This is a genomic window from Paenibacillus sp. SORGH_AS_0306 (assembly GCF_030819345.1).
Classification (GTDB): Bacteria; Bacillota; Bacilli; order Paenibacillales; family Paenibacillaceae; genus Saccharibacillus; species Saccharibacillus kyungheensis.
In genome coordinates, this window is sequence record NZ_JAUTBP010000001.1 from 1,425,429 (window position 1) to 1,449,790 (window position 24,362).

21 protein-coding genes and 1 pseudogene are annotated in these 24,362 nt (G+C 38.3%); 19 read left to right on the forward strand and 3 right to left on the reverse strand.

Features of this window, described 5'->3' with window-relative positions; translation table 11 throughout:
* Positions 1–15 precede the first annotated feature (15 nt).
* The 3 genes from QE450_RS06440 to QE450_RS06450 are packed head-to-tail and all read left to right on the forward strand — an operon-like array spanning position 16 to position 1,919.
* Positions 16–612 carry a hypothetical protein gene (locus QE450_RS06440; protein WP_274170251.1) on the forward strand — a complete coding sequence of 199 codons (597 nt, stop codon included), beginning with the start codon at positions 16–18 and terminating at the stop codon, positions 610–612.
* Between the two features lie 12 nt (positions 613–624).
* Positions 625–1,509 carry an NAD-dependent epimerase/dehydratase family protein gene (locus QE450_RS06445; protein ID WP_307297907.1) on the forward strand — a complete coding sequence of 295 codons (885 nt, stop codon included), beginning with the start codon at positions 625–627 and terminating at the stop codon, positions 1,507–1,509.
* A gap of 41 nt (positions 1,510–1,550) precedes the next feature.
* Positions 1,551–1,919 carry a hypothetical protein gene (locus tag QE450_RS06450; RefSeq protein WP_307297909.1) on the forward strand — a complete coding sequence of 123 codons (369 nt, stop codon included), beginning with the start codon at positions 1,551–1,553 and terminating at the stop codon, positions 1,917–1,919.
* A 2-nt stretch (positions 1,920–1,921) separates the two neighbouring features.
* On the opposite strand, the pseudogene QE450_RS06455 reads toward QE450_RS06450, so the two are convergent.
* A pseudogene (locus tag QE450_RS06455) lies at positions 1,922–3,146 on the reverse strand (MDR family MFS transporter).
* 149 nt (positions 3,147–3,295) lie between these two features.
* Here QE450_RS06455 and QE450_RS06460 point away from each other — a divergent pair.
* From QE450_RS06460 to QE450_RS06470, 3 genes are all read left to right on the forward strand, one after another.
* Positions 3,296–4,108 (forward strand): class I SAM-dependent methyltransferase, encoded by an 813-nt coding sequence (locus QE450_RS06460; protein WP_301263811.1) that lies wholly within the window; start codon positions 3,296–3,298, stop codon positions 4,106–4,108.
* Positions 4,109–4,464: 356 nt separating this feature from the next.
* Positions 4,465–5,937: an aldehyde dehydrogenase family protein gene (locus QE450_RS06465; RefSeq protein ID WP_301263810.1), complete on the forward strand. Its 1,473-nt coding sequence runs from the start codon at positions 4,465–4,467 to the stop codon at positions 5,935–5,937.
* Positions 5,938–6,216: 279 nt separating this feature from the next.
* Positions 6,217–6,360: a hypothetical protein gene (locus QE450_RS06470; RefSeq protein WP_273615885.1), complete on the forward strand. Its 144-nt coding sequence runs from the start codon at positions 6,217–6,219 to the stop codon at positions 6,358–6,360.
* Positions 6,361–6,529: 169 nt separating this feature from the next.
* On the opposite strand, the gene QE450_RS06475 is transcribed toward QE450_RS06470, so the two are convergent.
* Together QE450_RS06475 and QE450_RS06480 are read right to left on the reverse strand one after the other, a co-directional pair.
* Entirely contained in the window at positions 6,530–6,883 is a 354-nt protein-coding gene (locus tag QE450_RS06475) for a winged helix-turn-helix transcriptional regulator (RefSeq protein WP_204824452.1), read from the reverse strand.
* A gap of 358 nt (positions 6,884–7,241) precedes the next feature.
* Positions 7,242–7,481 carry a hypothetical protein gene (locus QE450_RS06480; protein ID WP_204824451.1) on the reverse strand — a complete coding sequence of 80 codons (240 nt, stop codon included), beginning with the start codon at positions 7,479–7,481 and terminating at the stop codon, positions 7,242–7,244.
* A 388-nt stretch (positions 7,482–7,869) separates the two neighbouring features.
* Here QE450_RS06480 and QE450_RS06485 point away from each other — a divergent pair, with 388 nt between their 5' ends.
* The 13 genes from QE450_RS06485 to QE450_RS06545 all read left to right on the forward strand — a co-directional run bounded on the left by QE450_RS06485 (position 7,870) and on the right by QE450_RS06545 (position 24,246).
* A complete protein-coding gene (locus QE450_RS06485) occupies positions 7,870–8,703 on the forward strand; it encodes a hypothetical protein (RefSeq protein ID WP_307297914.1) in 834 nt (277 codons plus the stop codon).
* 176 nt (positions 8,704–8,879) lie between these two features.
* The gene (locus tag QE450_RS06490) at positions 8,880–9,686 is read left to right on the forward strand and encodes an SDR family oxidoreductase (protein WP_273616290.1); all 807 of its coding nucleotides are present in this window, start codon (positions 8,880–8,882) and stop codon (positions 9,684–9,686) included.
* Between the two features lie 171 nt (positions 9,687–9,857).
* On the forward strand, positions 9,858–10,223 hold the full coding sequence (locus QE450_RS06495; RefSeq protein WP_307297918.1) for a DnaJ family domain-containing protein: 366 nt from the start codon (positions 9,858–9,860) through the stop codon (positions 10,221–10,223).
* Between the two features lie 182 nt (positions 10,224–10,405).
* A complete protein-coding gene (gene hrpB / locus QE450_RS06500) occupies positions 10,406–12,952 on the forward strand; it encodes an ATP-dependent helicase HrpB (protein WP_307297921.1) in 2,547 nt (848 codons plus the stop codon).
* Between the two features lie 145 nt (positions 12,953–13,097).
* Complete coding sequence (locus tag QE450_RS06505; protein ID WP_273615889.1) at positions 13,098–13,760, forward strand: general stress protein; 663 nt, start codon at positions 13,098–13,100, stop codon at positions 13,758–13,760.
* Between the two features lie 231 nt (positions 13,761–13,991).
* Complete coding sequence (locus QE450_RS06510) at positions 13,992–14,201, forward strand: hypothetical protein (RefSeq protein ID WP_204824447.1); 210 nt, start codon at positions 13,992–13,994, stop codon at positions 14,199–14,201.
* 45 nt (positions 14,202–14,246) lie between these two features.
* On the forward strand, positions 14,247–15,407 hold the full coding sequence (locus tag QE450_RS06515; RefSeq protein WP_307297925.1) for an acyltransferase: 1,161 nt from the start codon (positions 14,247–14,249) through the stop codon (positions 15,405–15,407).
* A gap of 271 nt (positions 15,408–15,678) precedes the next feature.
* Positions 15,679–16,257: a TetR/AcrR family transcriptional regulator gene (locus QE450_RS06520; protein ID WP_274170241.1), complete on the forward strand. Its 579-nt coding sequence runs from the start codon at positions 15,679–15,681 to the stop codon at positions 16,255–16,257.
* A 12-nt stretch (positions 16,258–16,269) separates the two neighbouring features.
* A complete protein-coding gene (locus QE450_RS06525; RefSeq protein ID WP_307297928.1) occupies positions 16,270–19,446 on the forward strand; it encodes a bifunctional cytochrome P450/NADPH--P450 reductase in 3,177 nt (1,058 codons plus the stop codon).
* 668 nt (positions 19,447–20,114) lie between these two features.
* The gene (locus QE450_RS06530) at positions 20,115–20,477 is read left to right on the forward strand and encodes a replication termination protein (protein WP_069325894.1); all 363 of its coding nucleotides are present in this window, start codon (positions 20,115–20,117) and stop codon (positions 20,475–20,477) included.
* A 93-nt stretch (positions 20,478–20,570) separates the two neighbouring features.
* Positions 20,571–21,578, forward strand: coding sequence for a Gfo/Idh/MocA family protein (locus QE450_RS06535; protein WP_204824443.1), 1,008 nt, complete (start codon positions 20,571–20,573; stop codon positions 21,576–21,578).
* Positions 21,579–21,672: 94 nt separating this feature from the next.
* Positions 21,673–22,674, forward strand: coding sequence for an aldose 1-epimerase (locus tag QE450_RS06540; RefSeq protein ID WP_274170239.1), 1,002 nt, complete (start codon positions 21,673–21,675; stop codon positions 22,672–22,674).
* 213 nt (positions 22,675–22,887) lie between these two features.
* A complete protein-coding gene (locus QE450_RS06545; RefSeq protein ID WP_307297935.1) occupies positions 22,888–24,246 on the forward strand; it encodes an alkaline phosphatase in 1,359 nt (452 codons plus the stop codon).
* Positions 24,247–24,362 lie beyond the last annotated feature (116 nt).

Sequence of the window (24,362 nt, forward strand, 5' to 3'; positions counted from 1 at the left end):
AAAAAGGGGGACAACATGAGTATTTTGTATTTGTTTTGGGCTTTTGTAGGTCAAGCTATATTAGGAATAGTGATTACAGGATTGAACAGATTAGGATTAGCCGCAATCTGGTTAGATTATTTCCCGACTGTCATTGTAAGCATTTTGTATTTTATTGGATTTATGAAATTAGAAAAAGTAAATCCGCAATTCGCCAAAGGTAAACCATTTGCGATAGCTGCGGCTGTACTTGCCGTTATTCAAATCTTTTTACCTGATCAAGCCAATGTATTACCTTTACCGTGGTGGCTAACTATTGTATCGTTGTTAGTCATTATTGCTGATTTGTTTATTATTTATACGGTATGTAAAGGGATAGGGCAGATGGCAGAAGCGCAGAACTTGCCAGATTTCAAAAAAGTATCTTATCAGCGCTGGATTATTTATGTATGCAATCAAATTTTAGCGTTAGCAGTATTAGCGATAAGTGCATTTGTATCATCTACAAGTACAGGAAGTATGGTGACGTTAGCTGGGTTGCTAGGAGTGATCTATGTTGTTTTTGGTCTACTTGTTTATATTTTAATGGCTACATTCATCTGGAAAGCGCACCAACTACTAGATATAAAATAGGAGGAATGAAGAATGACTAACGTATTGGTATTAGGTGGAACACGATTTTTCGGCAAAAATCTGGTGGAATTATTACTGAAAGAAAATATCCAAGTTACCTTGCTGACTCGTGGTCAGACTGAAGATGAATTTGGTGATCGGGTTCAACGGTTAGTTGTTGATCGCGAAGATGCTGTCGCTTTGGAAAAAGCGATCGGAGATCAGCAGTATGATGTGGTCTACGATAATATTTGCTTTACACCACAGCAAGCACGTGAAGCTGTAGCGATTTTCCAACACAAAGCAAAGCGTTATATTCTAACGTCAAGCTTATCTGTCTATGAGTTTGGGCAAGCGGTATTGCATGAACCGGATGTCGATACCTATCATTATACAATTGATGAAGATCCAGAAGCGAAGCTGAGTTATGGAGAAGGCAAGCGTCAAGCGGAAGCTGTATTTTTTCAACAAGCCGATTTTCCATTAGCGGCGGTACGATTCCCTATTGTGTTAGGGCCGAATGATTATACTAAGCGGCTCCATTTTCATGTAGAACGTGTGTTAAATAATGAAGTAATAGGCATTTCGAATATCGAAGCACAGATGAACTTTATACATGAGCAAGAAGCCGCAGAATTTTTGTTCTGGTTAGGGATTTCATCTGATCTAACAGGACCTGTAAATGCACGTTCTGATGGAGAAGTCAGCTTGCGTGAATTTATCAAATGGGTAGAGCAGGGAACCGGTCAACAGGCTATCGTACAGAGCGAGACAGATGAAAAAGCACAATCTCCTTTTGGTGTTCCTGATTCGTGGATTATGGATACATCCAAAGCGAAGCAAGCTGGATTTACATTCTATGTATTGTCAAAATGGATGCCTGAATTGATTAAGCATATTGCTTCAGCAACTAAATAACAGTATTAATAAAAGAAGTAACGGAAGAATGGAGTACGTCGATGGTAACTGATATTTTTATAGCAGATATTCCTTTGGTAGATGGAGTTATACAGCAAGTGATACTTTTACCGGAACAGGTGAAAGTATATTTTCAGACAGAACAAGGGGATTCGATTATATTTTCGTTAGAACAAGTAGCGGCTGTATGGGATCGTCGCTCCGCCGGACAAGAAATAGGCGGAATGCGAACTGTTCCCTGGTCACGTACAGAAGCTCCTGTACGTGATTATCTGTTAGCTCAAGTAGAGCAAGGTGAATTAAGCGAAGAATGGTTAAGTAGTCTTTCCATGTATTCGTTTGTTAGTAGCTGGGGTGATCATTCTATTCTAGATATTGTAGCTAGTGAGATACGTACTCAGCGCCAATGAGATCAATGTTTATGAGATAGATTCATACGCCGATAAGCACCAATAAGAAATGGCAAACCAAGTGCACAGGTCAATGCTAGTGGTACAAATATTTGCATACTATGTTGTGCGCCTCTAACATCAAGTAGAAAACCTCCAAGTATAGGGGCGCACACATTACCTAAATTGTTAAAGCCAATCGTTCCAAAGTACGTTCCTTTCCATTCTGGTTTCGCTATTCGATCAATTAACATATCCATCATCGTAAATAACAAGACTTCCCCTATTGTGAAAATAACAGTAATGATCATAAATGCCAGACCTGTACTGGCAAGCCCATACAATAGTAAGCTCGTAGCTACAAAAATATTACCGATAATCAATGAGACTACAGGAGCAAAACGTGAAGCCCATTTGACCAAAGGATATTGTACTATCAGTACTGTGATCGCATTCAGTGTTAACATATACGCAAACCATGTAGCACCATCGTGCAGATCAGGAACTAATGCTAAATATTGCGGCAACGTTGAATTGAGATGACCATAACCGAGTACACAGAATGTTGTTCCAATCAATATGTATAAAAAGATTCGATCTTGAGAAATAACTCGTAATGCTTTTTTCAAAGTAATTCGTTGTTCTGTCGTAGAGGTAGATTCAATATTGTATAGGATGTTTACCAAATTGAAACATAAGAACAACAGTATAAAGTACATAGATACAGCCAGCCATTATAAAAGCACTGCTTGATCCATTGGTACTGAACCATAAACCTAACAATGGGCCAAAAACAACACCGACATTAATCGCTGTATAACGCATATTAAAAATTAATAATTTTTGTTCTTGAGGTGTAACTTCAGATAATAATGCACGCGAAGTCGGTTCAAATAAAGAGCGGCATAGTCCATTTAAAGTGTTGACTACAAAAAACATCCATATTTGATTCGAAGCAGCAAAAGCGAAAAATACAATACTCCAACCAGCTATCGACAAAATCATAACCTTTTTGCGACCAATACGATCTGATATATAACCTCCGTAAAAGCTAGCAAATACGCCTACTAAAGAACTCACAGCTACAGTAATTCCTGTCTGTGTAGGCGAAGCTCCTAACGATTGAGTCAGATAAATCGATAAAAAAGGAATACTCATCGAAGTCGCCATTCGTCCAAAAAGTGTGCCTACAATGATCGTCCATGCCAAAGGATGGATACCGCGCAATTGTAAAAAAGACGTTCTCATCGTTCCAAATCACTCCTTTACTCTACATCGTACAAAAAAATATTTTCTCACCGTTATAAAAAGCTGTCAAGATCGCTTACTAACTTATACTTATCATTTCCTATTTATTGTCATATAATGGGATGAAATAGACAAAGGAGGTCTTGAAAATGTCGGAACAAGTAGCTAAGTTTTATCAGTTATACGATGAAGATTCACGATTTGAGCGTCCATCTCGAGCGGTAGAGTATATTACGACTATACATATTATAGATACATGGTTATCCCAGTTACCTCCAGTATCTTCTATTTTAGATAGTGGAGCAGGAAGCGGAGCATATGCGATTCATTATGCAAAACAAGGGCATCAAGTAAAAGCGATCGATATTACCCCTAAGCATATACAACAGATTCAAGCCAAATCGTTACAACTAGAACTTAACTATTCTTTACAAGCTGAAATTGGAAATGCTACTACATTATCTACAATAGCTACTGAATCGCTGGATATGGTGCTTTGTCTAGGGCCGTATTATCATCTTACTTCTGCTGAAGATCGAGCATCTTGTTTATCTGAAAGTATGCGTGTATTGCGTCCAGGAGGCATATTGATTGTTGCTTATATCAATAAATATTCGATTGTGCCTATGTTAGCTGTCAAAGAGCAAGGTTATTTACGTTCTTCTGTGATTGACAAAGTATTGCAAGAAGGTGTGTTTTACGATGGAGCAGAAGACAGCTTTTGGACAGACTTGTATGTAACATCACCTGAACAAATGGAACAGGATATATTAGCCGCCAATGCTCAGATTATTGACCATGCTGGCGCAGACGGAGTCACTCATACGATAGACGGTTCTATAGATCATCTTGAAGAAAGTATGTACCAGACATGGTTAGATTATCATCTCCGCACTTGTCGAGAACGTAGCATATTAGGCTTGAGTACACATGGAATTATTGTAGGACGCAAATCAAAATAGATTAATTTAAAAATAAAATAATATATGTGTAAAGCTAGCTATCTCAAGGGATACTGGCTTTTTTATATACCAATAATGATATATGAATTATCAATATATGTTTGCTTATCTATAGACAAGGGTAAAGAATACGAGAAGCTATTGTAACAATAGTAATATACTAACTAATTGTTATGATTTAGCTTTTAGTATTTATTTTTAGCGTTCAGTTAGAATTTGGATGTGTAGCAGTTTTTATAAATACAAATAAATTCTTTTACAAATTTCTCAACCTGAATCAAATAACAAATACCATTCAAAAATGTATGTCAATGGATTAATAACAATATATAACGTACACCAAGGAGGATATTACAATGACATTAGTACAATCGAAATACGCACACTGGAATAAACAATTTATCGCTGGAGAATGGGTAGAAGGTTCTTCAGATAAAATGATGCAAAATAAAAATCCTTATACAGGAGAAATATTAGTAGAGTGGCGTTCTTCGGATGAGAATGATCTGGATAAATCGTACAAAACTGCACAAACAGAAGGTAAAAAGTGGTCTAAAATGCCACTTGCTGCTCGTGCTAAAGTAATGCGTGAAGCAATGATGCAAATGAATGAGCGTAAAGAAGAAATTGTAGATTTGCTTATCGCTGAATCAGGCAGTACTCGTGTCAAAGCAGAACGTGAATGGATGACAACAGTACGCATTTTGGAAGAATCTTCTTCATTCCCATACCGTATCAAAGGGGAATTGATTGGTTCTGATATTCCAGGTAAAGAAAATCGTGTTGTGCGTGAAGCAAAAGGTGTTATTGGTGTCATCGGGCCCTGGAATTTCCCGTTACATTTATGTATGCGTTCGGTAGCACCTGCATTAGCAGTAGGTAACGGTGTTGTAATTAAGCCAGCTTCTGATACACCGATTACAGCAGGATTACTCATTGCTGATATTTTTGAAAAAGCAGGCTTGCCTAAAGGAGTACTCAGTGTTGTAAGTGGTAGTGGTAGCGAAATCGGAGATGCTTTTGTTAAGCATCCAATCCCTAAATTAATTTCCTTTACAGGTTCTACCGAAGTAGGACGCGGTATTGGTAAATTAGCAGGTGAACATCTGAAAGATGTCGCTTTAGAACTTGGCGGAGACAATGCGATGATCGTATTGGATGATGCTGATATCGATAAAGCTGTAGAAGCAGCAGTCTACGGGAAGTTTTTCCATCAAGGACAAATCTGTATGGCACTGAATCGTATCGTTATTGATAATTCTATCTACGATACATTTGTAGAGAAATTCACCAATACAGTCAAAGGTCTAAAATTCGGCGATCCTGCTGATGCCAAAACATTAGTAGGCCCATTGATTCATGAAAAAGAAGTAGACCGTCTACTTGAAGTTATCGAAAATGCGCAAAAAGAAGGCGCAACATTGTTATACGGTGGTAAAAGTAAAGGTAGTGTACTTGAACCAACTGTTCTGAGTGAAGTATCTCCAGAAAATTCAGCAGCACAACATGAATTATTCGGTCCGGTTGCTTTGCTAATTCGTGCGAAAGACGAAGCAGATGCGATTCGCATAGTAAATAGCAGTGAATACGGATTAAGTGGTTCTGTATTTACATCGAACTTGGAGCGTGGTTATCGTGTGGCTCAAGAAGTAGAAAGTGGTATGATCCATGTAAATGATCAACCTGTAAACGATGAAGCACATGTTATGTTTGGGGGCGAGAAATCTTCCGGTCTAGGACGCTTTGGCGGAGAATGGGCTATTGAGAAATTTACGCGTACACGCTGGATCAGTATTCAACACGAATACCGCGAGTTTCCTAATATTTAATAAAAAGCGATAATATTTATTAGTTTTTTTATATAAAATTAAAAAAATCATATGATATAAGCCAAGCTGCTTTATGATTCTTTAGGGATCGTAAAGCAGTTTTTTTGTACAAAGATATGTTAAAGAATAGATATATTTTATTCAAAAAAAATGATAATCGTAGTTTGAAAAATAGGAAATGCGGTTATTAATTCTTACCGGAAGATTTACCATAATCTTATTATAGCTTCTGTCATTGGTAACGATGCTTCTGGTGAATTGAGAAGGAGTTGAGCAGGCATGTCAATAGATCGTTTTATACTCCGTAAATTAAACCGTGAAGCCGATGAGCATACTCGTACCAATTTACTACGCTTATTTGTTATTCGTATTCGGAGTGCAGAAAAGCAAGAAGCAGGCAGAAATAAACAGTATATCAGCTAACATGATTTTATATGATGTGTAATACTAATCTTTTATTGTAAAGAGTTCTTTTATCTTAAATAGATAATCATTGAGATTTGATGATGCATATAGTATAAAATGATAGTTCACAAAAAAACATCCGTTCTCCTTAAAGGGAGCGGATGTTTTTTATAGTTATCATGGTTGTTTATTTAGCTGTTTGAGCATACTCGGCTTCTAAAACCATTGCTTCTGGTTCTACCCATGATTGAGACCAATCCTGAATACCGCGTATCACAGATTCTAATGCCAATCCTTTTTGAGTTAATTCATATTCAATTCGTACCGGCGTCTCAGGGTATACATGGCGGACAACCATTCCTTCATGCTCTAGATCCTTCAGGCGTTCGGACAAAAGACGACCGCTTACCGGGAGTGATGATTGAATAGAGCAAAAGCGTTGAGGACCACCCATCAGTTGATAAATAATTAAGCCATTCCAACGTTTACTTAAAATCTGCATCCCCTTTTCGAATCGAGGACAAAGCATTGATGTATCCATCTATATCACCTCTTTTAATAAACCTATTATATCACATAATATACATTTGATACAGACTATCACTTCAGTAATTTAATAACTTTAAAGATATTTCTTTTTAAATTACACTAGATTACTTAAAGTTAATTGGGGAACAATTGATTATTAGGCATTTTTGTTGAAAACTATAAAATTGTATGCAAAAAATCGATAACGCCTATAGAACATAATCTGTTCATAAGTATTACCGATTTGATGATAGACAAGTACGTCATTTATGTAAGTAGAGAGTAGCATCAGACAGAAAGGGCCGTACGGAGTCTTCCCGTTGTTAGGCCCATCGTAATGTCTATAAAGAAGTAGGAAAAACACTTACATTTTAGTATAAAGATAAAGCTAGAGTGTCACTTTCACGATAAGTATGCAAAATCGCTTCAGAACCTACAACTTCAATACTAATAACAGTATCTAGACACGTTTTAATCATTTTTTTACCATTTACAATTTTGTGTTCAATCGTTCTGCGTAATAGTCTTAACAGCTTGGACATTGGTTGTGTATTCTCGGCGTTAAAGTAAACCGGAACCATCTTGTTCTCTAAAAGAATTGTCGTTTTCACTATTAATCACCTCGTTTATTGTTATAAGTAATTTGATTTCAAAAGTTGATATGTGTTAGCCTTTCGACTAACTTGACTTTATTGTAATCACCTTTCCTTAAAGAAAACTTAAAATTACATGATTTTCACCTAAAACCTGAGCATTAATTTTAAAGTGAGACACATAATGTTCATGAAGCTACATTAAAACCTACATACCATATTACTTATAATAATCATATATGGGTAAAAATGGAATATATTTTGTGAAACAATTGACAAAATTAAGTCTATAGTGCTACATTGGAATAGGTACTAAGAACCTTTATTGTATAATTTACTACATCATTGCCCTTTATATAGTTACAAAAGCTCACATGTCAGTATTGAAGGGAGAAGATGGACCTACATGTTAACTTTGAACTCTTCCAAAGAAACTATGATAACGTTGACAGACAAAGAACTGTTCTTTTTAGGCAATGTGCTTGGATTTGATCAGATCATGGGAATGGATAATCCGTTACAAGATAGTACAGTCGAAGAATTGGCTGATATATGGAAGCAAGCAAGTACATCTCTTGTACAAAAAGGATGTTTAACGATAGATAATCAAGATGAAATATCGCTTCACCCGCCAGATGCTTATTTACAAGGGAAATTCGTAGGCACTTACAAGCGTGGCTGTTGTATCCGTTACTTTTATGCTACAGATACGACTAATAAAGTTCGTGAAGGAAATAGCTATTTTACTCATGAGACAGTAGTTGATATTAAGCAAGCTTCTGCTTTGCCAGGAAGTTACACTTTAACAGAACTCGGAAGTCTGAACAAAGCCTGTACTTTATTGTTACGACGAATGAAACTAAGTAATAATGCTATTGGAGAAATGCCTGCTTTAACTTTTTCCAAACATTGGTTTGATCAGTATTTTCATCATGGAGAACATATTCATTTAGAGAAGATCACAACAGAATTGACGCAAATGACAGGTGATTCAGAAGGTTCACGTATTTTTGCCAAAGTGTTGCATAACTATAGTTTGCGTGCTGAAATTCAATTTTCTCAATGGGAAGAAGATAATTGGCAACGTCAAGGAGCGGTATTGTTAGCCGATCAGAATACAAATTGGATCGTTCGAATGAGTAATCAAGATGATGAAGATTGGGTAATTGCTGTTCCTGTAGATAAAAAGCAATTACGACGTATGTTACTTGATTGGGTACAACAACCTGATCCTTCTTAAATTAAAAATCGACAATATAAAACCGAGCAGAATTGTGCTGTTCGGTTTTATATTGTCGATTTTGCTAAATAAATAAAAAAAAGTGATTCCATCCCTATCTATATTGGGTAAATTGTTGAAGCACACGGTAGAATGCCTGTGTATACATATTTTATTCAAAAGGGGTGGAGCAAATGATGGAATCTACAATCAATATACATCGCTTTGCAGGAAAAACAGCGTTGGTTACCGGAGCAGGTTCTGGCATTGGTAAAGCGACGGCTCTTAAATTCGTAGCTGAAGGAGCGAATGTGATCTTATGTGATCTATCGCTTGAACGTATACGTGAAACAGAAGCAGAAGCAAATGCGATTCGTCCTGATGCAGCATTGGCTTTTGAGATGGATATTGCAAATGAAGAACAGGTAAAACATGCTATTCAAACAGGAGCCGAGCATTTTACAGGTCTGGATATCGTTTTCGCTAATGCAGGTATTAACGGAGTTCTTGCTCCAATAGATGAAATTAAATTTGAAGATTGGCAACGTACAATCAATACGAATTTGGGTGGTACTTTCCTCACCATCAAGTATGCGCTTCCTTTCTTAAAAGAGCATGGTGGTGGAAGTATTGTGATTACCAGTTCAATTAATGGTAACACGACATTTGCAAGCTTCGGTATGTCAGCATACAGTACTTCCAAAGCAGGGCAAGTTGCTTTTGCCAAAATGGCAGCTCTTGAACTGGCTAAATTTAAAGTACGTGTCAATGTAATCTGTCCGGGAGCGATCTCTACAAATATCGATCAAAGTACAGAAGTAAATGAGCTGGTACGAAATATAGCGATTCCTATCGAATTCCCACATGGTCGTCAACCGTTAGCTGGACAATCCGGTTCAGCAGATAATGTAGCAGATCTGGTCACATTCTTATCTTCTCCAGAAGCGGCTCATATTACAGGAGCACAGATTACGATTGATGGAGCCGAATCTCTATTGTGTTAATCTATTGCTGACTATCTAATTACAAAGATCAAATGATGGTATCATATCAAGAAGCTCTGTTATAGGAGCTTCTTTTGTTATATTATCATGTCATTCTATCGATCGCTGTGAATTAAATAGGTATAATGAAGATGATATATACAAACATTATAACAAAGAGGTGACTATCCTATGTTATCGTGGTTAGCAGAACAGAAAATCAATGAAGCTATACAACAAGGAGAATTTGATGATCTGGAAGGTAAAGGAAAACCGTTAGCACTGGAAGATTTATCTCATGTGCCTGAAGAATTAAGAGCGGCTTATAAAGTTATGAAAAATGCAGGTATTATTCCAGAGGAGTTACAATTGCAACAAGAGATGTTGACGTTAACCGATCTGATTGCAGCTTGTGAACATGCAGGTGAACGACAAGCGTTACATCGCAAATTGGATGAAAAAACGTTACGTTTACAACTAATTACTAGCCAGCGAGGGCTACAAGACAATGCTTCTTATCACCGCTATGAACATCAAATTCGTAAGCGATTAACTTAACATCATACTAGATATCTAAATAAAAATGATCAATCATATACCTACTATTTTAATGCTATTATCTTGATAGTATATCTGACTTGAATAGAAGAGTTTAAATCATTTTGTGCTAACCATCATTTTGATAAAAGTAGAACAAATAGTGCTTATATCGTCAGGCGCTTATAGAAAGGAATTATGTTTTGACTGAATTATTGAATTTGCCTGTAGATGCGTTGATTCCTGATTTGAAAATATATTTAGAGCAACAAGGAGTAGCCGTAGTCACAGCAGAACCCGGAGCAGGGAAAACGACTCGTATTCCTATCGCTTTATTGCATGAACCGTGGTTACAAGGAAAGCGGATCATCATGTTAGAACCGCGGCGGGTAGCCGCTATTTCTGCCGCACGTTTTATGGCAGCTTCCTTAGGAGAGCAAGTAGGCGAAACGGTAGGTTATCGGGTGGCACTGGATAACAAAGTAAGTCAGAACACAGTGATCGAAGTCGTTACTGAAGGGATTTTGACAGCGATGTTGCAACATGATCCTTCATTAGAACAAATTGGTTTGATTATTTTTGATGAATTTCATGAGCGGAATCTGCATGCTGATCTAGGGCTTGCTCTAACGATAGAGAGCAGGTCTATTTTGCGTGAAGATTTAAGAGTGATAGTGATGTCAGCTACGATGGATCCTAAGCCTGTAGCTCATTTATTAGGAGATGCTCCTATACTGTCTAGTGTAGGTCGAACTTATCCTGTGCATACGTATTATATACAGGGTGAATCGATTTTTAAAATGTATCAACGTCCTTATTCCGATTGGGCGAAAAAAGTAGCTAATATCATCCAAGAAGCATTACAACAACATGAAGGTGATATTTTAGTCTTTTTGCCAGGTATACGTGAGATTCGAGCTGTACAGCGAGAATGTAGATCATCTATCGACTTGATCAATAATTCTACCGAATTGCTGATTCTGCATGGTGGTATGACTGCATCGGAGCAAGATCAGGTTATCCTTCCTTCTGCAAAAAAGATGCGTAAAGTAGTATTAGCTACTTCACTGGCTGAATCAAGTATTACGATTACAGGGATTCGGATTGTGATTGATAGTGGCCTAACCCGTATTCCTGTCTTTTCCGCTCGTACAGGGATGGAGCATCTAGCTACAGAACGTGTATCACAAGATAGTGCAGATCAGCGTAGAGGTAGAGCAGGGCGCACAGAAGCAGGTATATGTTATCGACTGTGGAGTGAAGAAGAACAATCTTATTTAGCAACTACTCGTTCACCAGAGATTGTCCAAAGTGATCTAACATCTATGGCTTTGCATATTGCTGTCTGGGGAACTGATATAAATGAATTAAGCTGGTTGGATCAGCCACCGCAAGCTGCTTATGAGCAAGCTTGTCAGTTGCTTATTGATTTAGAAGCATTAGACGAGCAGAAAGGCATTACAGCGCATGGACGCGAATTGTCCAAGCTACGTGTACATCCCCGTCTCGCTCATATGATTGTACATGCTATTCCTTTGGGCATGGTTCAACAAGCTTGTGATCTTGCGGCATTGTTGCAAGAACGTGATCTGTTATCTTTTCATGAAGCAGGTGCAGATATGGAACATCGGGTACAGGCTCTTCAGGGTGATTCTTCTTATCAAGTAGATCCTAGAGCTATTCAGCGTATTAAAGAATGGAGTCGGCGTTTTGAACAACAGTCACGTCTGATTCAAGGATATGATACTCCTAGCTCAATTGATCCTGATCTTTCCACATCCAATACAGGGATGTTGTTATCGTTAGCGTATCCTGATCGTATCGCCAAAAATCGTGGTAATGGTACATTTCTATTACGTATAGGGCGTGGTGCTTCATTTGCTTCTTCTGCACATCGTTCTGACTATCTGACAACAGCTTCTTATATTGTAGCAGCACAACTAGATGATACAGGAACAGATAGTGTGATTCGACTAGCGGCTGAAGTGAATGAATCACAACTTCGTCGAATACATGCCCATCATATTCAATCTGTACACCAAGTTGATTATGATGAAGAACGTGAATCAATATCTGCACGAATCGATACTTATCTAGGCGCAATCTTATTGCAATCGGTATCTGATCCTAAGCCTTCCGCAGAACAGATTCAATTAGCTATAATGCATGCGATTCGTTATAAAGGTCTGAATAGCTTGAACTGGACCAAAGCTGCCATACAATGGAGAGAACGGATCTCTTTTATGCATCAGCTTGACACTAATTATCCTGCAATGGATGATAGCACTTTATTAGCAGAAATGGATGAATGGTTACTTCCTTATATAGAAGGAATCCGTCGCTTCAATGAATTAAAAAAAATAAATCTAGCGGAATTATTGCTACATCGCTTATCCTGGGAACAACGACAAGCCATAGATAGACTAGCGCCGACACATATCGAAGTGCCTAGCGGATCACGTATTGCTGTGAACTATACTGATCCAAAGCGCCCGTTTATCGCTGTTAGATTACAGGAGCTATTTGGATGTATGACTACACCGATGATTGGTCATCATATTCCTTTGACGATACATTTATTATCTCCAGCAGGACGACCGGTACAGGTTACTAATGATTTGATCAGCTTTTGGCAACATGCTTATTTTGATATTAAAAAAGACTTAAAAAGTAGATATCCCAAACATTATTGGCCAGATAATCCGTTAACAGCGGAACCTACACATCGAGCGAAACCTCGCCAATCTTAAATGCTAAGTGTCTAACTACAAAAATATTGATTTGTCAATACATTTTTTCTGATTCCGATTGAAGGTATCTAAGGACGGGTAATAACTTCACAGACAACCTTATAATAGTAAGTTAAAGAAGGTTCATACTCGGGAGGTAATTACAATGGATAAGAAAATTGTAGGTGTATTTAATACAGAACAAGAAGCTTCCAATTCGATTGAACAATTAAAAAGTCAGGGCTTTTCTTCAGAAGAAATCTCTGTTATTACTAAAGATCGTGAAGAGTTACGCAATATTACAGAAGAAACAGATACCAAAGCACCTGAAGGCGTAGCGACAGGCGCAACAACAGGTGGAGTGCTTGGAGGAACAGCAGGATTGTTAGCAGGTCTTGGAGCATTAGCGATTCCTGGTATCGGTCCAATTCTAGCAGCAGGTCCAATTGCAGCAACGATTACTGGTGCCGCTGTTGGAGCAGGCGCAGGCGGTCTTTTAGGTGGTTTGATCGGTATGGGTATTCCAGAAGATGAAGCTACAGAGTACCAAGATTATGTAAATAACGGTAAAATTCTTGTCTTAGTAGAAGATGATGATCGTTATGATAATGTATACGGTGTATTCCGTAACAACCGTACATTGAATGAAACACGTTACCGTGCAAAAGAAACGAGTACAACTACTCAAGCGCAACCTGAGACACGTACTACCGAAGATCCCAATGCATCCAAAGTGCACAAAGGTGTCGATAAAGATAGCCTAAATGATGATAGTCAGGGATCAGACAACAAATTAACTTCGTATTCTAATGGCGGTTACGGCGTATAATCGATAATAAATTATCTAAATAGATAGACAGCAGAGAAGCTTATCTTTGGTCAAATTATTGACTGGAGGTAAGCTTTTCGTCATTATTCTACTAGATTCGCTAATGAATTTCCCAAAAAAATGTGCATTAGGTTATAAATGCCCTGTTAGATTATCGTTAGAAGAGGTATACTGACAGTGAAAGGGTATGTATTATGTCCCCTTTACTATATCAATGAGGAGGTTATAATCATGGACGTACAGGATAAACTGACTCAGCCTACATCTGGTTCTGCAAAGGACAAAAAGAGAAATCGTCGTAAATGGATCAACAAATTACGCAACGAACTTCGTCTTCCAGGTGCACCGTCACCATCACCCAAAAATGAATCACAGCGTATGCCAACACCAACAATGTCTAATACAGCAAGCTGGGGTTGTGGGTCACGATTGACTTCATAAGACCGACTTATGAAGAAGTATTGAATATTCCTTCAGGAGTACATTATGACAAAAAAACCTAGATTAAGAGAAATCGAGATTCTGCGTGGTATGGCTTTTGCCGCTGTCGTGCTTCAGCATTCGATTGCTCATTTTTCTGTAGTCCCAGAATTGAAAATGGAGGATGGGGCTCGGCTTACTCTTTTGCTATTAGCGGCCAAATTTGCAGTACCGGCCTTTATTTTCATCACAGGGCTGGTGCTTTTTTATAACTATGAAGGCAAAATCAATTATGTATCGTTTGTACGTAAACGGTTTAAAGATATTATTGTGCCTTATCTGTTATGGTCCGTTATCTATTCGTTTATGGTAGGCATTTATAACCATCCCTTCTGGGAATCGATAACTACAATGATTCGCTTTTGGCTTACTGGCAAATCAAGTTACCATTTATGGTATATTGTAATGATTATTCCGATGTATTTATTGTTTCCACCTTTACGTATAGCTGTCAGAAAAATAGTGAAATGGGTCAATGGTCAACGAAAACGTGCATGGTTACTAATCATCGGATTGATTGCTGGATATGAGCTTATTTTATTCGCAAGACCTTTGATTACGGATACCGCAACATCGTTGCATATTCCGGTAATTAGTGCCTATTTTACAACCTATGCTGATCGTAATGTGATCTATTATTTATTTTATTTTCTATTAGGTGCCTTGGCTGGATTACATATAAATGTGTTCCTGGATATCCTAAAACGGGTTAAATTTCCTGTGATAGTGATATGCGGGTTGTTTGCGGTGTATTATACAGGGCTCGTTTTAGGGCATTTTCCTCCAGAAGTTCCATTTGGTCGACGTTTTATAGCATTAACATTATTACAACCAGCTATGGGATTGTTTTTGATTGCTTTTCTAGCGTTGATCTATATTGTAGCTTTGAGTATTCAATCTAATGGTGGTACGTATCATCGACAATTATGGATCACATTGAGTCGTTACTCATATGGTGGTTATTTAGCTCATGCTTTAATGTTGAGAATCAGTTATATCATTGAAGAATCATTATTAGCAGGAATGAATATTACGATTAGAATGTTATTGGTATGGATTATTACACTTGTGTTATCGGTACTGGTAACCTATGTGATCTCGCATATTCCTTATGGACACTGGTTAACAGGTATGTCGTTACGTAAAAAGCGTGAAGTTAAAATATGATCATAAAAAAAGCAGACATCGATTGTAGACCGATGTCTGCTTTTTTCTGTATATCTACTATAAGATATACGCCAAAACGTAGATTTTTCAAGGGTTTAGATCACCAAAGTTGAAACTGATAGTTGATCCAGTTTATAGTATAAGTACGGAATGAATATTCATTCCGCTCTTATTAAGGTAATAATTAAGACAGGGATTATGTAAAAAATATGATGATGAATTTTAAAAAGTATAGAACATGCATATAACGAATATGGAAGGGGTGAAGTCAATGGAAGCTACATTAAACAAACAAGATTTAATTTTATCGGCGGCTCTTTCTTTATTTGCTGATCGTGGATTTGATGGCACCACAGTGCCTATGATTGCAGAAGCTGCGAAAGTTGGAGCAGGGACCATTTATCGTTATTTTGAAAATAAAGAAGCTCTGGTGAATACATTGTTCAAGCAAGGTACATTGGCATTAACAGAAGCTACCGTAGGTCAATTGTATCAAGAAGGCGACGATGTTCGAACACAGTTCAGGCATTTTTTTTATGGAATGGTTACCTTTGCCAAGCAAGATATTAACGGACTGCACTTTCTGGTTACTCATGCACAGGGATGGTATTTAACTCTAGAAAATAAACAATTATTTGAACAGTTACAAAAAGGATTATATGCCTTTTGTGATTATGGAATCGAACAAAAAATGATTCGTTCTATGTCATCACCTGTATTAATAGCAATTGTATTTGGAGCTTTCAAAGAATTGTATAATGCCGTTCGTCTAGGAGGCGTCGTATTATCCGCAGAATTGATAGAGCAAGTGGAAGAATGTTGTTGGAACGCTATTGAATATAAGAAATAAGGAGGAATCATAATGACCACCTATACTGATATTCCGCAACCGAAAAAAGAAGGCTCACTTGGCAATTTACACTTACTTGATGCAGAGACACCGTTACAGTCTATTATCAAATTATCTTATGAATACGGACCGATTTTTCGTATGGAATTGCCAGGAAGAGAACAGATTTATCTTTCCGGCCATCGGTTAGTAAAAGAAGCTTGTGACGAATCTCGATTTGATAAAAATATATGGACTCCGCTTCAAAATGTGCGCCCATTCACAGGAGATGGATTATTCACAAGCTGGACACATGAACCTAATTGGAAAAAAGCTCATCACATCTTACTTCCTAGCTTTAGTCAACGGGCTATGCAAGGATATCAGAACATGATGGTGGATATTGCGACTCAACTGGTACAGAAATGGGCGCGTTTGAATCCTAATGAAAGTGTCAACGTTCCTGAAGATATGACTCGATTGACACTGGATACGATTGGATTATGTGGATTCAATTATCGTTTTAACAGCTTTTACCGCGATCAACCTCATCCTTTCATTTTAAGTATGAGCCGTGCTCTTGAAGAAGCGATGGGTCAATTGCAAAATGTAGACAGTCAAGATAACTTAACGATAGATCGTAAGCAACAGCACAAGGAAGATATTGAACACATGTTTGCTACCGTAGATCAAATGATTGCAGAGCGTCGTGCAGGAATAACAGAAGGTACAGACGATCTGCTATCTCATATGCTCAATGGTAAAGATCCAGAGACAGGTGAAACCTTAGACGATGAAAATATTCGTTATCAAATGATCACTTTTCTGATTGCCGGGCATGAGACAACAAGTGGACTGTTATCGTTTGCTATTTACTATTTACTTAAAAATAAAGATAAATTGCAAAAAGCATATGAAGAAGTAGATCGCATACTCGTTGATCCAGTGCCGTCGTATAAGCAAGTGCGACAATTAGATTATGTGCGTATGATTTTGAATGAAGCTTTGCGTCTATGGCCAACAGCACCTGCATTTTCTCTATATGCTAAAGAAGATACTGTTCTAGATGGACAATATCATTTGAATAAAGGCGATGCAGTCAGTGTATTAATTCCTAAGTTACACCGTGATACAGAAGCATGGGGCGAAGATGTAGAAGAATTCCGTCCTGAACGTTTTGAAGATGATAGTCAAGTACCTCATCATGCCTACAAACCGTTTGGAAATGGACAACGTGCATGTATCGGGCAACAATTTGCTATGCATGAAGCTACTATGGTACTGGGTATGGTATTGAAGCATTTTGAATTAATAGATCATACTGATTACCAGCTCAAAATCAAAGAATCTTTAACACTCAAGCCAGAACATTTCACCATGCAAGTCAAAGTACGTAAAAGTCCGACAGCTGTAGCAGTTATGGAAAAAGCCAATCCAGAACAAGAAAAAGCTCAAAAAATCGAAGCCGATCCTCAATTAGCAGGTCATCATACACCGCTACTGGTCTTATACGGTTCTAATCTAGGTACCGCAGAAGGCATAGCACGTGAATTAGCAGAAACCGGTCATTATCTAGGGTTCCGTAGTGAAGTGGCTACACTGGATAATTACGCAGCCAAACTTCCAACTGAAGGCGCGGTGCTGATCGTATCTGCTTCGTACAATGGTAATCCGCCGGATAATGCGAAGTATTTTGTAGATTGGTTGCAAGGAGCAGAAGCAGGTGAATTACAAGGTGTGAAATATGCAGTGTTTGGCTGTGGAGATCATAACTGGGCAAGTACGTATCAAAAAATCCCCCATTTGATTGATCAACGATTGGCTGAACTAGGAGCAGGTCGTATCTATGAAGCAGGTGAAGGCGATGCCAGTGATGATTTTGAAAAGCAATTAGATGATTGGAAAGAGCAGCTATGGCCGCAATTGATGGGTGCTTTTGACCTGAATTATAGCGGTGGAGAAAAGAAAGAACATAGCAATCTATCAGTTAGTTTTGTAAGTGGTATGGTAGGTACACCGCTTGCAGAGACATATGATGCTTTTCATTCGGAAATTCTAGAAAATCGTGAACTACAGTATCATGATAGTGGGCGCAGTACACGTCATATAGAAGTGTCTTTGCCTGCTGAAGCAACGTATCGTGAAGGCGATCATCTGGGAATATTACCGCAGAATCCAGCCAGTCTGATCAAGCGAGTAACAGAACGTTTTCATTTAAAATTATCAGATCATTTATTGCTAAAAGGCAGTGGACGCAGTGCAGCACACTTGCCGTTAGAACGCCCTGTAAGCTTACCGGACTTGCTAGGACACAGCGTAGAATTACAAGATGCAGCCACACGCGCACAGATTCGAGAAGTTGCTGCTTATACGATATGTCCTCCACATCGCAAAGAATTAGAAGCTTTATTAGATGAAGAAACATACAAAACAGAAGTGCTTGCTAAGCGAATTACGATGTTAGATTTGATTGAAAAGTATGAAGCTTGCGAAATTCCATTTGATCGTTTCTTAGAATTGTTGCCACCGCTCAAACCACGTTACTATTCAATCTCTAGTTCGCCCAAAGCGTATCCTGATCGAATCAGTATTACAGTCAGTGTGGTACGCGGGGCAGCACGTAGTGGTCAGGGAGAATACCGTGGTATCGCTTCTAATTACCTTGCCGAGCAATCGATCGGATCATCTGTTGTGATGTTTATTCGTAGACCACAATCAGGTTTCCAATTACCGGACGATCCAGCTACACCTATTATTATGGTAGGACCTGGAACAGGTATCGCTCCTTTCCGCGGCTTTTTGCAAGCAAGAGAAGCGTTACAACAAGAAGGCAATACACTCGGTCAAGCTCACTTGTACTTTGGTTGCCGTCATCCCGAACATGACTTTTTGTATCGAGAAGAGTTAGAAAAATATGCAAGTGAGGGCATTGTCATATTGCATACTGCATTTTCTCGTGAAAAAGAAGAAGTGAAAGTATATGTTCAACATCAAATGAAAAAAGATAGTCATTTATTAATCGAACTGATCGATCAAGGTGCTCATTTCTATATCTGTGGGGATGGAACCAAAATGGCTCCTGATGTAGAACAGACATTATGTGAAGCTTATCAAGAAGTGCATAAAGTGAATCAAGAACAATCTGTTCAATGGCTAGACCAATTACTAAGTAAAGGTCAATATGCCAAAGATGTATGGACAGGAATCTAAAATAAGCAAAAATCTAAAAAAATATTATCATCCTTTGTAAATCACACCTTCAATATTCATATCAGCTTATTCTTAGACAAGTTGAAGTGAATAATTGAAGGTGTTTTTTCATGTTTCATGTGGGGTGTTCAATCAACGATATCTCATGATTAAACATATAGATTTTACGAATATAATTCCATACTATAAGATTATTTAAATACATGAAAAATTCATAATAATTAACTGATAATATATCTGAACAAATAGAAGACATTGATAATAGTTCTATCATTACATAACGAAAAATAGGAAGAAACAGGATAAGAACGATTGAAAATAGACGGAAATAAACAGGAAGAAGAATAGAATAGCAAAACGTGAAATAGTACTCCAATAACTATTATTATAATTATTTCAACATATGAAAAATTCATAATAAAAAAATCAAAATCTCGTATCAACCGTGAAAGCTAAAATCCCAAAATCATTAAAGACACAAATCACAAATATATGACTATCCATTCCGCTTGTATTACAGTTGTTATTGACTTTACTTATGTCATTACAGACTGCTTAACTTTTCAAACCAGTGAAAATTTCATATAATAGAACATGGACAGATGTTCTGATGGGTTAACCCTTTGGATAACGGGTCACATACCAGTATGCAGAAGGGGGACGAGGAAATGGCATTTATGATCGCACAACGAGCCTTTATCAAATTATATCTAATTTCTATGGTTGAAGAACATCATGGGTATGGATATGAGATGCTAGAAGAGATGAAAGCACGATTTGAGTCGTTTGGTTATTCTCCTCCACAGAGCGAAATTTATCGGGCTTTGCACGAATTGGTGCATGATGGTGTGCTTTACCGAACCAAGCAATTGAAAGGGAATGATCCCAAAGTAGATTTTCAAGAGATTGTTATCTATCACTTTACCGATGATGGACATGAGAAAGCGAATCTCTACAAAAAACAAGTCAAAGTGGATCTCGATCGTTGTATTGGTATGCTCACCAAAGCCGCCACAGACAATTATAAATAAAGTCCTAAAAGGATTAATCTGCAAGAAACGAAGCAACCTCCTTGCCGGAAAGTTAAAATCATTTAATTTAAAACGAAGGGAAGGAATACAATCATGACTGAACGTAAATTAAAGTGGGGCATTATGAGCACCGCCGGGATTGCTGTAAGCGCCGTCATCCCTTCTATTCATGAGTCACTACGTAATGAGACACTCGCTATCGCAAGTCGCTCTCTAGAACTGGCGCAAGTGGTTGCAGAACAATGTAATATTCCAAGAGCTTATGGTAGTTATGAAGAGTTATTAGCAGATCCTGATATTGATGCAGTCTATATCCCATTGCCGAACCATTTGCACAAAGAATGGACGATCAAGTCTGCGGAAGCCGGCAAGCATGTATTATGCGAAAAGCCTGCGGCACTAGATGCACAGGAAGCGGCTGAAATGGTAGATGTCTGTCGCAAGTCAGGCGTACTATTTGCTGAAGGATTTATGTATCGTTATCATCCCAAGCATGCACGTGTACGGGATATTATTGAATCAGGTGAAATAGGAACGATTCGTTCGATGCATGGAAGGTTTACATCTAACAATGCTGAAGATATTGATAATGTGCGCTATCGTCGTGAAATGGGCGGCGGTTCCTTATACGATCTGGGTGTCTATCCTGTATCTGCTGCACGTATGTACTTTGGATCAGAACCTGTCGCAGTGACGGTTCAAGGTTTCTTTTCTGCCAAGCATGATCATGTTGATATGATGGCTTCCGGTCTGATTGAATTTCCCGGATCAGCGGCGTTAACATTTGAATGTGGAATGTGGGCGTATCCTAGCTGTGCTCTAGAAATTGTAGGTACCAAAGGACGCATTAAATTACCGTATGCTTTTGGACGCAATGATAGCGAAGGCGAGCCTCAAGTAATGATCTATACCGATGAAGGTAAACGCGAAGAAAATGTACAGGTAGCGAATCATTTCGCTCTTCAAGTCGATGCGTTCGCGGCGGCTGTCATCGATGGCACGCCATTGCCTTACAGCCCTGAAGATGCTATTCGTAATACAAAAGTAATCGCAGCATGCCTAGAATCTGCTAAACGCGGAGAAAAAATCCGTTTGGTTTAGCGTTTGGCAGTATAAACGCGACTTCTCTAATGAAAAGTAATTTTCGCCAAGCAAACTATCTTACATCTTACAATAAGAAAAGGGGAATTTGTTCATGTCTAATCTTACCAGCGCTTCTGAACAATCGTATCAAGGAGAACCTGCTATTGTATTGACGTATGCTAAGCAAGAAGCGATTGTATTACCAGCGATTGGAGCCAATCTTATTGCTTATCGTGATCATGAAAAAGGATATCGCTTTTTGCGTGAACCCAAAGAAAATGAGATGGATGCTTTTCGTGCGAATCCAGGGGTAAATGGGATTCCCGTTCTTTTCCCACCGAATCGCTATGAAGATGGAACTTTTACATGGAATGGCAAAACATATACTTTCCCGATCAATGAAGTAGAAACACATAATCATTTGCATGGATTTTTGCATACCATTCCTTGGAATGTAGATGTGTACGAAGCTAATGAACAATCCAGTTCTGTATTGCTTAGTGTAAGTGTAGATGAACACCATGAAGTATATAAATATTTCCCACATCAATTTACAGTGAAGTTGAAATATACATTGTCTGTCGATGGATTGTTGCAACAAATACAAATCCGTAATGACGGCGCAGAAGATATGCCAGTGATGCTTGCTTTCCATACCGCGTTAAATGCTCCTTTTGCGAAAGATAGTTCGTCAGAAGATATGTCATTTAAAGCGACTATTGGTAAGCGTTATCAGATGACAGAGCGTATGTTACCAACTGGCGAATTCCAACCATTGTCGGCATGGGAAGAACAGTTCCAAGCAGATGGAGCGAATCCTTCTGGTGAAGAAGCAGACAATCACTATACAGCTGTACCTCAGCGTGGACGTAACTTTACCGAAATTACAGATACACGTCTGGGTGTAACATTAGTCTATGATGTAGGAACAGCATATAAGCACTGGATGATCTGGAACAATATTGCGTGTGGTGAATTTATCTGCCCTGAGCCACAGACTAATCTGGTGAATGCACCTAATGTAGATCTACCTGATGATGAAAAAGGATTATACCGTCTACAACAAGGTGAAATCTGGGAAGAAAGTTCTCGTTTGTATACCATTCAGAAGTAACAGATATAGAAGTGTTGTGTTAAGTGAACTTGAACATAATATTAAAAACGCTATCGATAGATTGATAGCGTTTTTTTATGCTTTTTTACAGCGTTTTATAAATTTACATTGCGTTGATATTAGTGAGGTTTAGAATTCACAAATGATCGGTATATTGAATATGGTTGTTGATACATATATTTTCTAATTGATAAAAAAGGGGATTTGTACAAAATGAAACAAACGATGAAAAAAATGATTACGATTGCGGCGCTTGCTGGAATCACATTGACAGGTGGAGTATCGCAGACTGCACTTGCTCAGGATGATGGCATGACCGCTTTGAATCAACCAGCTAAAGTAAAAAATGTTATTTTCTTAATTGGTGATGGTATGGGGCCTTCTTATATGACTGCTTACCGTTACTTCAAAGATAACCCTGCAACAAAAACAGTTGAAAAAACAGCTTTTGATGCTTATCTTGTAGGGGCACAGACTACATATCCTGAAGACGATGCAGAAAATATTACCGATTCGGCTTCAGCTGCAACAGCAATGTCAGGCGGAGTCAAAACATACAATGCTGCAATCGCAGTAGATAACGACAAATCGAACGTGAAAACGGTGTTGGAACAAGCGAAAGAAAACGGTAAATCTACCGGGCTTGTAGCAACTTCGGAGATCACGCATGCGACTCCAGCGGCTTTTGGTGCTCATGATCCGAGTCGTAAAAATATGGCTGGAATTGCTGATGATTATTTTGATGAAATGATCAATGGTAAGCATAAAGTCGATGTACTGCTAGGCGGAGGAAAAGACTATTTTGTACGTAAAGACCGTAATCTAACGGAAGAGTTCAAAAAAGCAGGCTATGCTTATGTAACAGATCGCAATGGCTTGTTGAACAATAATACTACTCAATTACTAGGATTGTTCGCTCCAGGTGGATTAGACAAAGCGATTGATCGCACGAACAAAACACCTTCATTAGAAGAAATGACCAATGCAGCGATCAAACGTCTGGATCAAAATGATAAAGGATTCTTCTTGATGGTAGAAGGCAGTCAGATCGACTGGGCAGGTCATGATAATGATGTTGTTGGCGCAATGAGCGAAATGGGCGATTTCGAAAAAGCGTACAAAGCAGCGATCGACTTTGCTAAAAAAGATGGTGAAACATTAGTCGTAGCAACAGCAGATCACTCTACAGGCGGAATGACATTAGGTGCTGGTGGCGAATATAATTTCAAAGTAGAATCGTTAAAAGCAGCTAAACGTACACCTGACTTTATGGCGAATGAAATCGCGAAAGGTGCCAATGTAAAAAGCACACTAAGAAAATATATCTCTATCCCGTTAACAGCAGCAGAGATTCAATCTGTACAAAAAGCAGCTGTGAAAAAAGATGTAACTACTATCGATAATGCGATTGAGAAGATTTTTGATACGCGCTCCTTTACAGGATGGACAACAGGCGGACATACAGGTGAAGATGTTCCTGTATATGCTTTTGGCCCACAAAAAGAAAGATTTGCTGGCTTAATTGATAATACAGATAACGCTAAAATTATCTTTTCTTTATTAAAACAATAATCATTGAACATGAATACATGAATACATGAATACATGAATACATGAATGAACAAGCTCTCTTCTTACCTTGCAGACGTAATAGTCGAAGGTAGGGACAGGGCTTGTTTTTTTGCTTT

Bases quoted from the DNA above. Each gene is read 5' to 3' on its own strand.
- QE450_RS06440 (WP_274170251.1), top strand. From the start codon at position 16: ATGAGTATTTTGTATTTGTTTTGGGCTTTTGTAGGTCAAGCTATATTA.
- QE450_RS06445 (WP_307297907.1), top strand. From the start codon at position 625: ATGACTAACGTATTGGTATTAGGTGGAACACGATTTTTCGGCAAAAAT.
- QE450_RS06450 (WP_307297909.1), top strand. From the start codon at position 1,551: ATGGTAACTGATATTTTTATAGCAGATATTCCTTTGGTAGATGGAGTT.
- QE450_RS06460 (WP_301263811.1), top strand. From the start codon at position 3,296: ATGTCGGAACAAGTAGCTAAGTTTTATCAGTTATACGATGAAGATTCA.
- QE450_RS06465 (WP_301263810.1), top strand. From the start codon at position 4,465: ATGACATTAGTACAATCGAAATACGCACACTGGAATAAACAATTTATC.
- QE450_RS06470 (WP_273615885.1), top strand. From the start codon at position 6,217: ATGTCAATAGATCGTTTTATACTCCGTAAATTAAACCGTGAAGCCGAT.
- QE450_RS06475 (WP_204824452.1), bottom strand. From the start codon at position 6,883: ATGGATACATCAATGCTTTGTCCTCGATTCGAAAAGGGGATGCAGATT.
- QE450_RS06485 (WP_307297914.1), top strand. From the start codon at position 7,870: ATGTTAACTTTGAACTCTTCCAAAGAAACTATGATAACGTTGACAGAC.
- QE450_RS06490 (WP_273616290.1), top strand. From the start codon at position 8,880: ATGGAATCTACAATCAATATACATCGCTTTGCAGGAAAAACAGCGTTG.
- QE450_RS06495 (WP_307297918.1), top strand. From the start codon at position 9,858: ATGTTATCGTGGTTAGCAGAACAGAAAATCAATGAAGCTATACAACAA.
- QE450_RS06505 (WP_273615889.1), top strand. From the start codon at position 13,098: ATGGATAAGAAAATTGTAGGTGTATTTAATACAGAACAAGAAGCTTCC.
- QE450_RS06510 (WP_204824447.1), top strand. From the start codon at position 13,992: ATGGACGTACAGGATAAACTGACTCAGCCTACATCTGGTTCTGCAAAG.
- QE450_RS06515 (WP_307297925.1), top strand. From the start codon at position 14,247: ATGACAAAAAAACCTAGATTAAGAGAAATCGAGATTCTGCGTGGTATG.
- QE450_RS06520 (WP_274170241.1), top strand. From the start codon at position 15,679: ATGGAAGCTACATTAAACAAACAAGATTTAATTTTATCGGCGGCTCTT.
- QE450_RS06525 (WP_307297928.1), top strand. From the start codon at position 16,270: ATGACCACCTATACTGATATTCCGCAACCGAAAAAAGAAGGCTCACTT.
- QE450_RS06530 (WP_069325894.1), top strand. From the start codon at position 20,115: ATGGCATTTATGATCGCACAACGAGCCTTTATCAAATTATATCTAATT.
- QE450_RS06535 (WP_204824443.1), top strand. From the start codon at position 20,571: ATGACTGAACGTAAATTAAAGTGGGGCATTATGAGCACCGCCGGGATT.
- QE450_RS06540 (WP_274170239.1), top strand. From the start codon at position 21,673: ATGTCTAATCTTACCAGCGCTTCTGAACAATCGTATCAAGGAGAACCT.
- QE450_RS06545 (WP_307297935.1), top strand. From the start codon at position 22,888: ATGAAACAAACGATGAAAAAAATGATTACGATTGCGGCGCTTGCTGGA.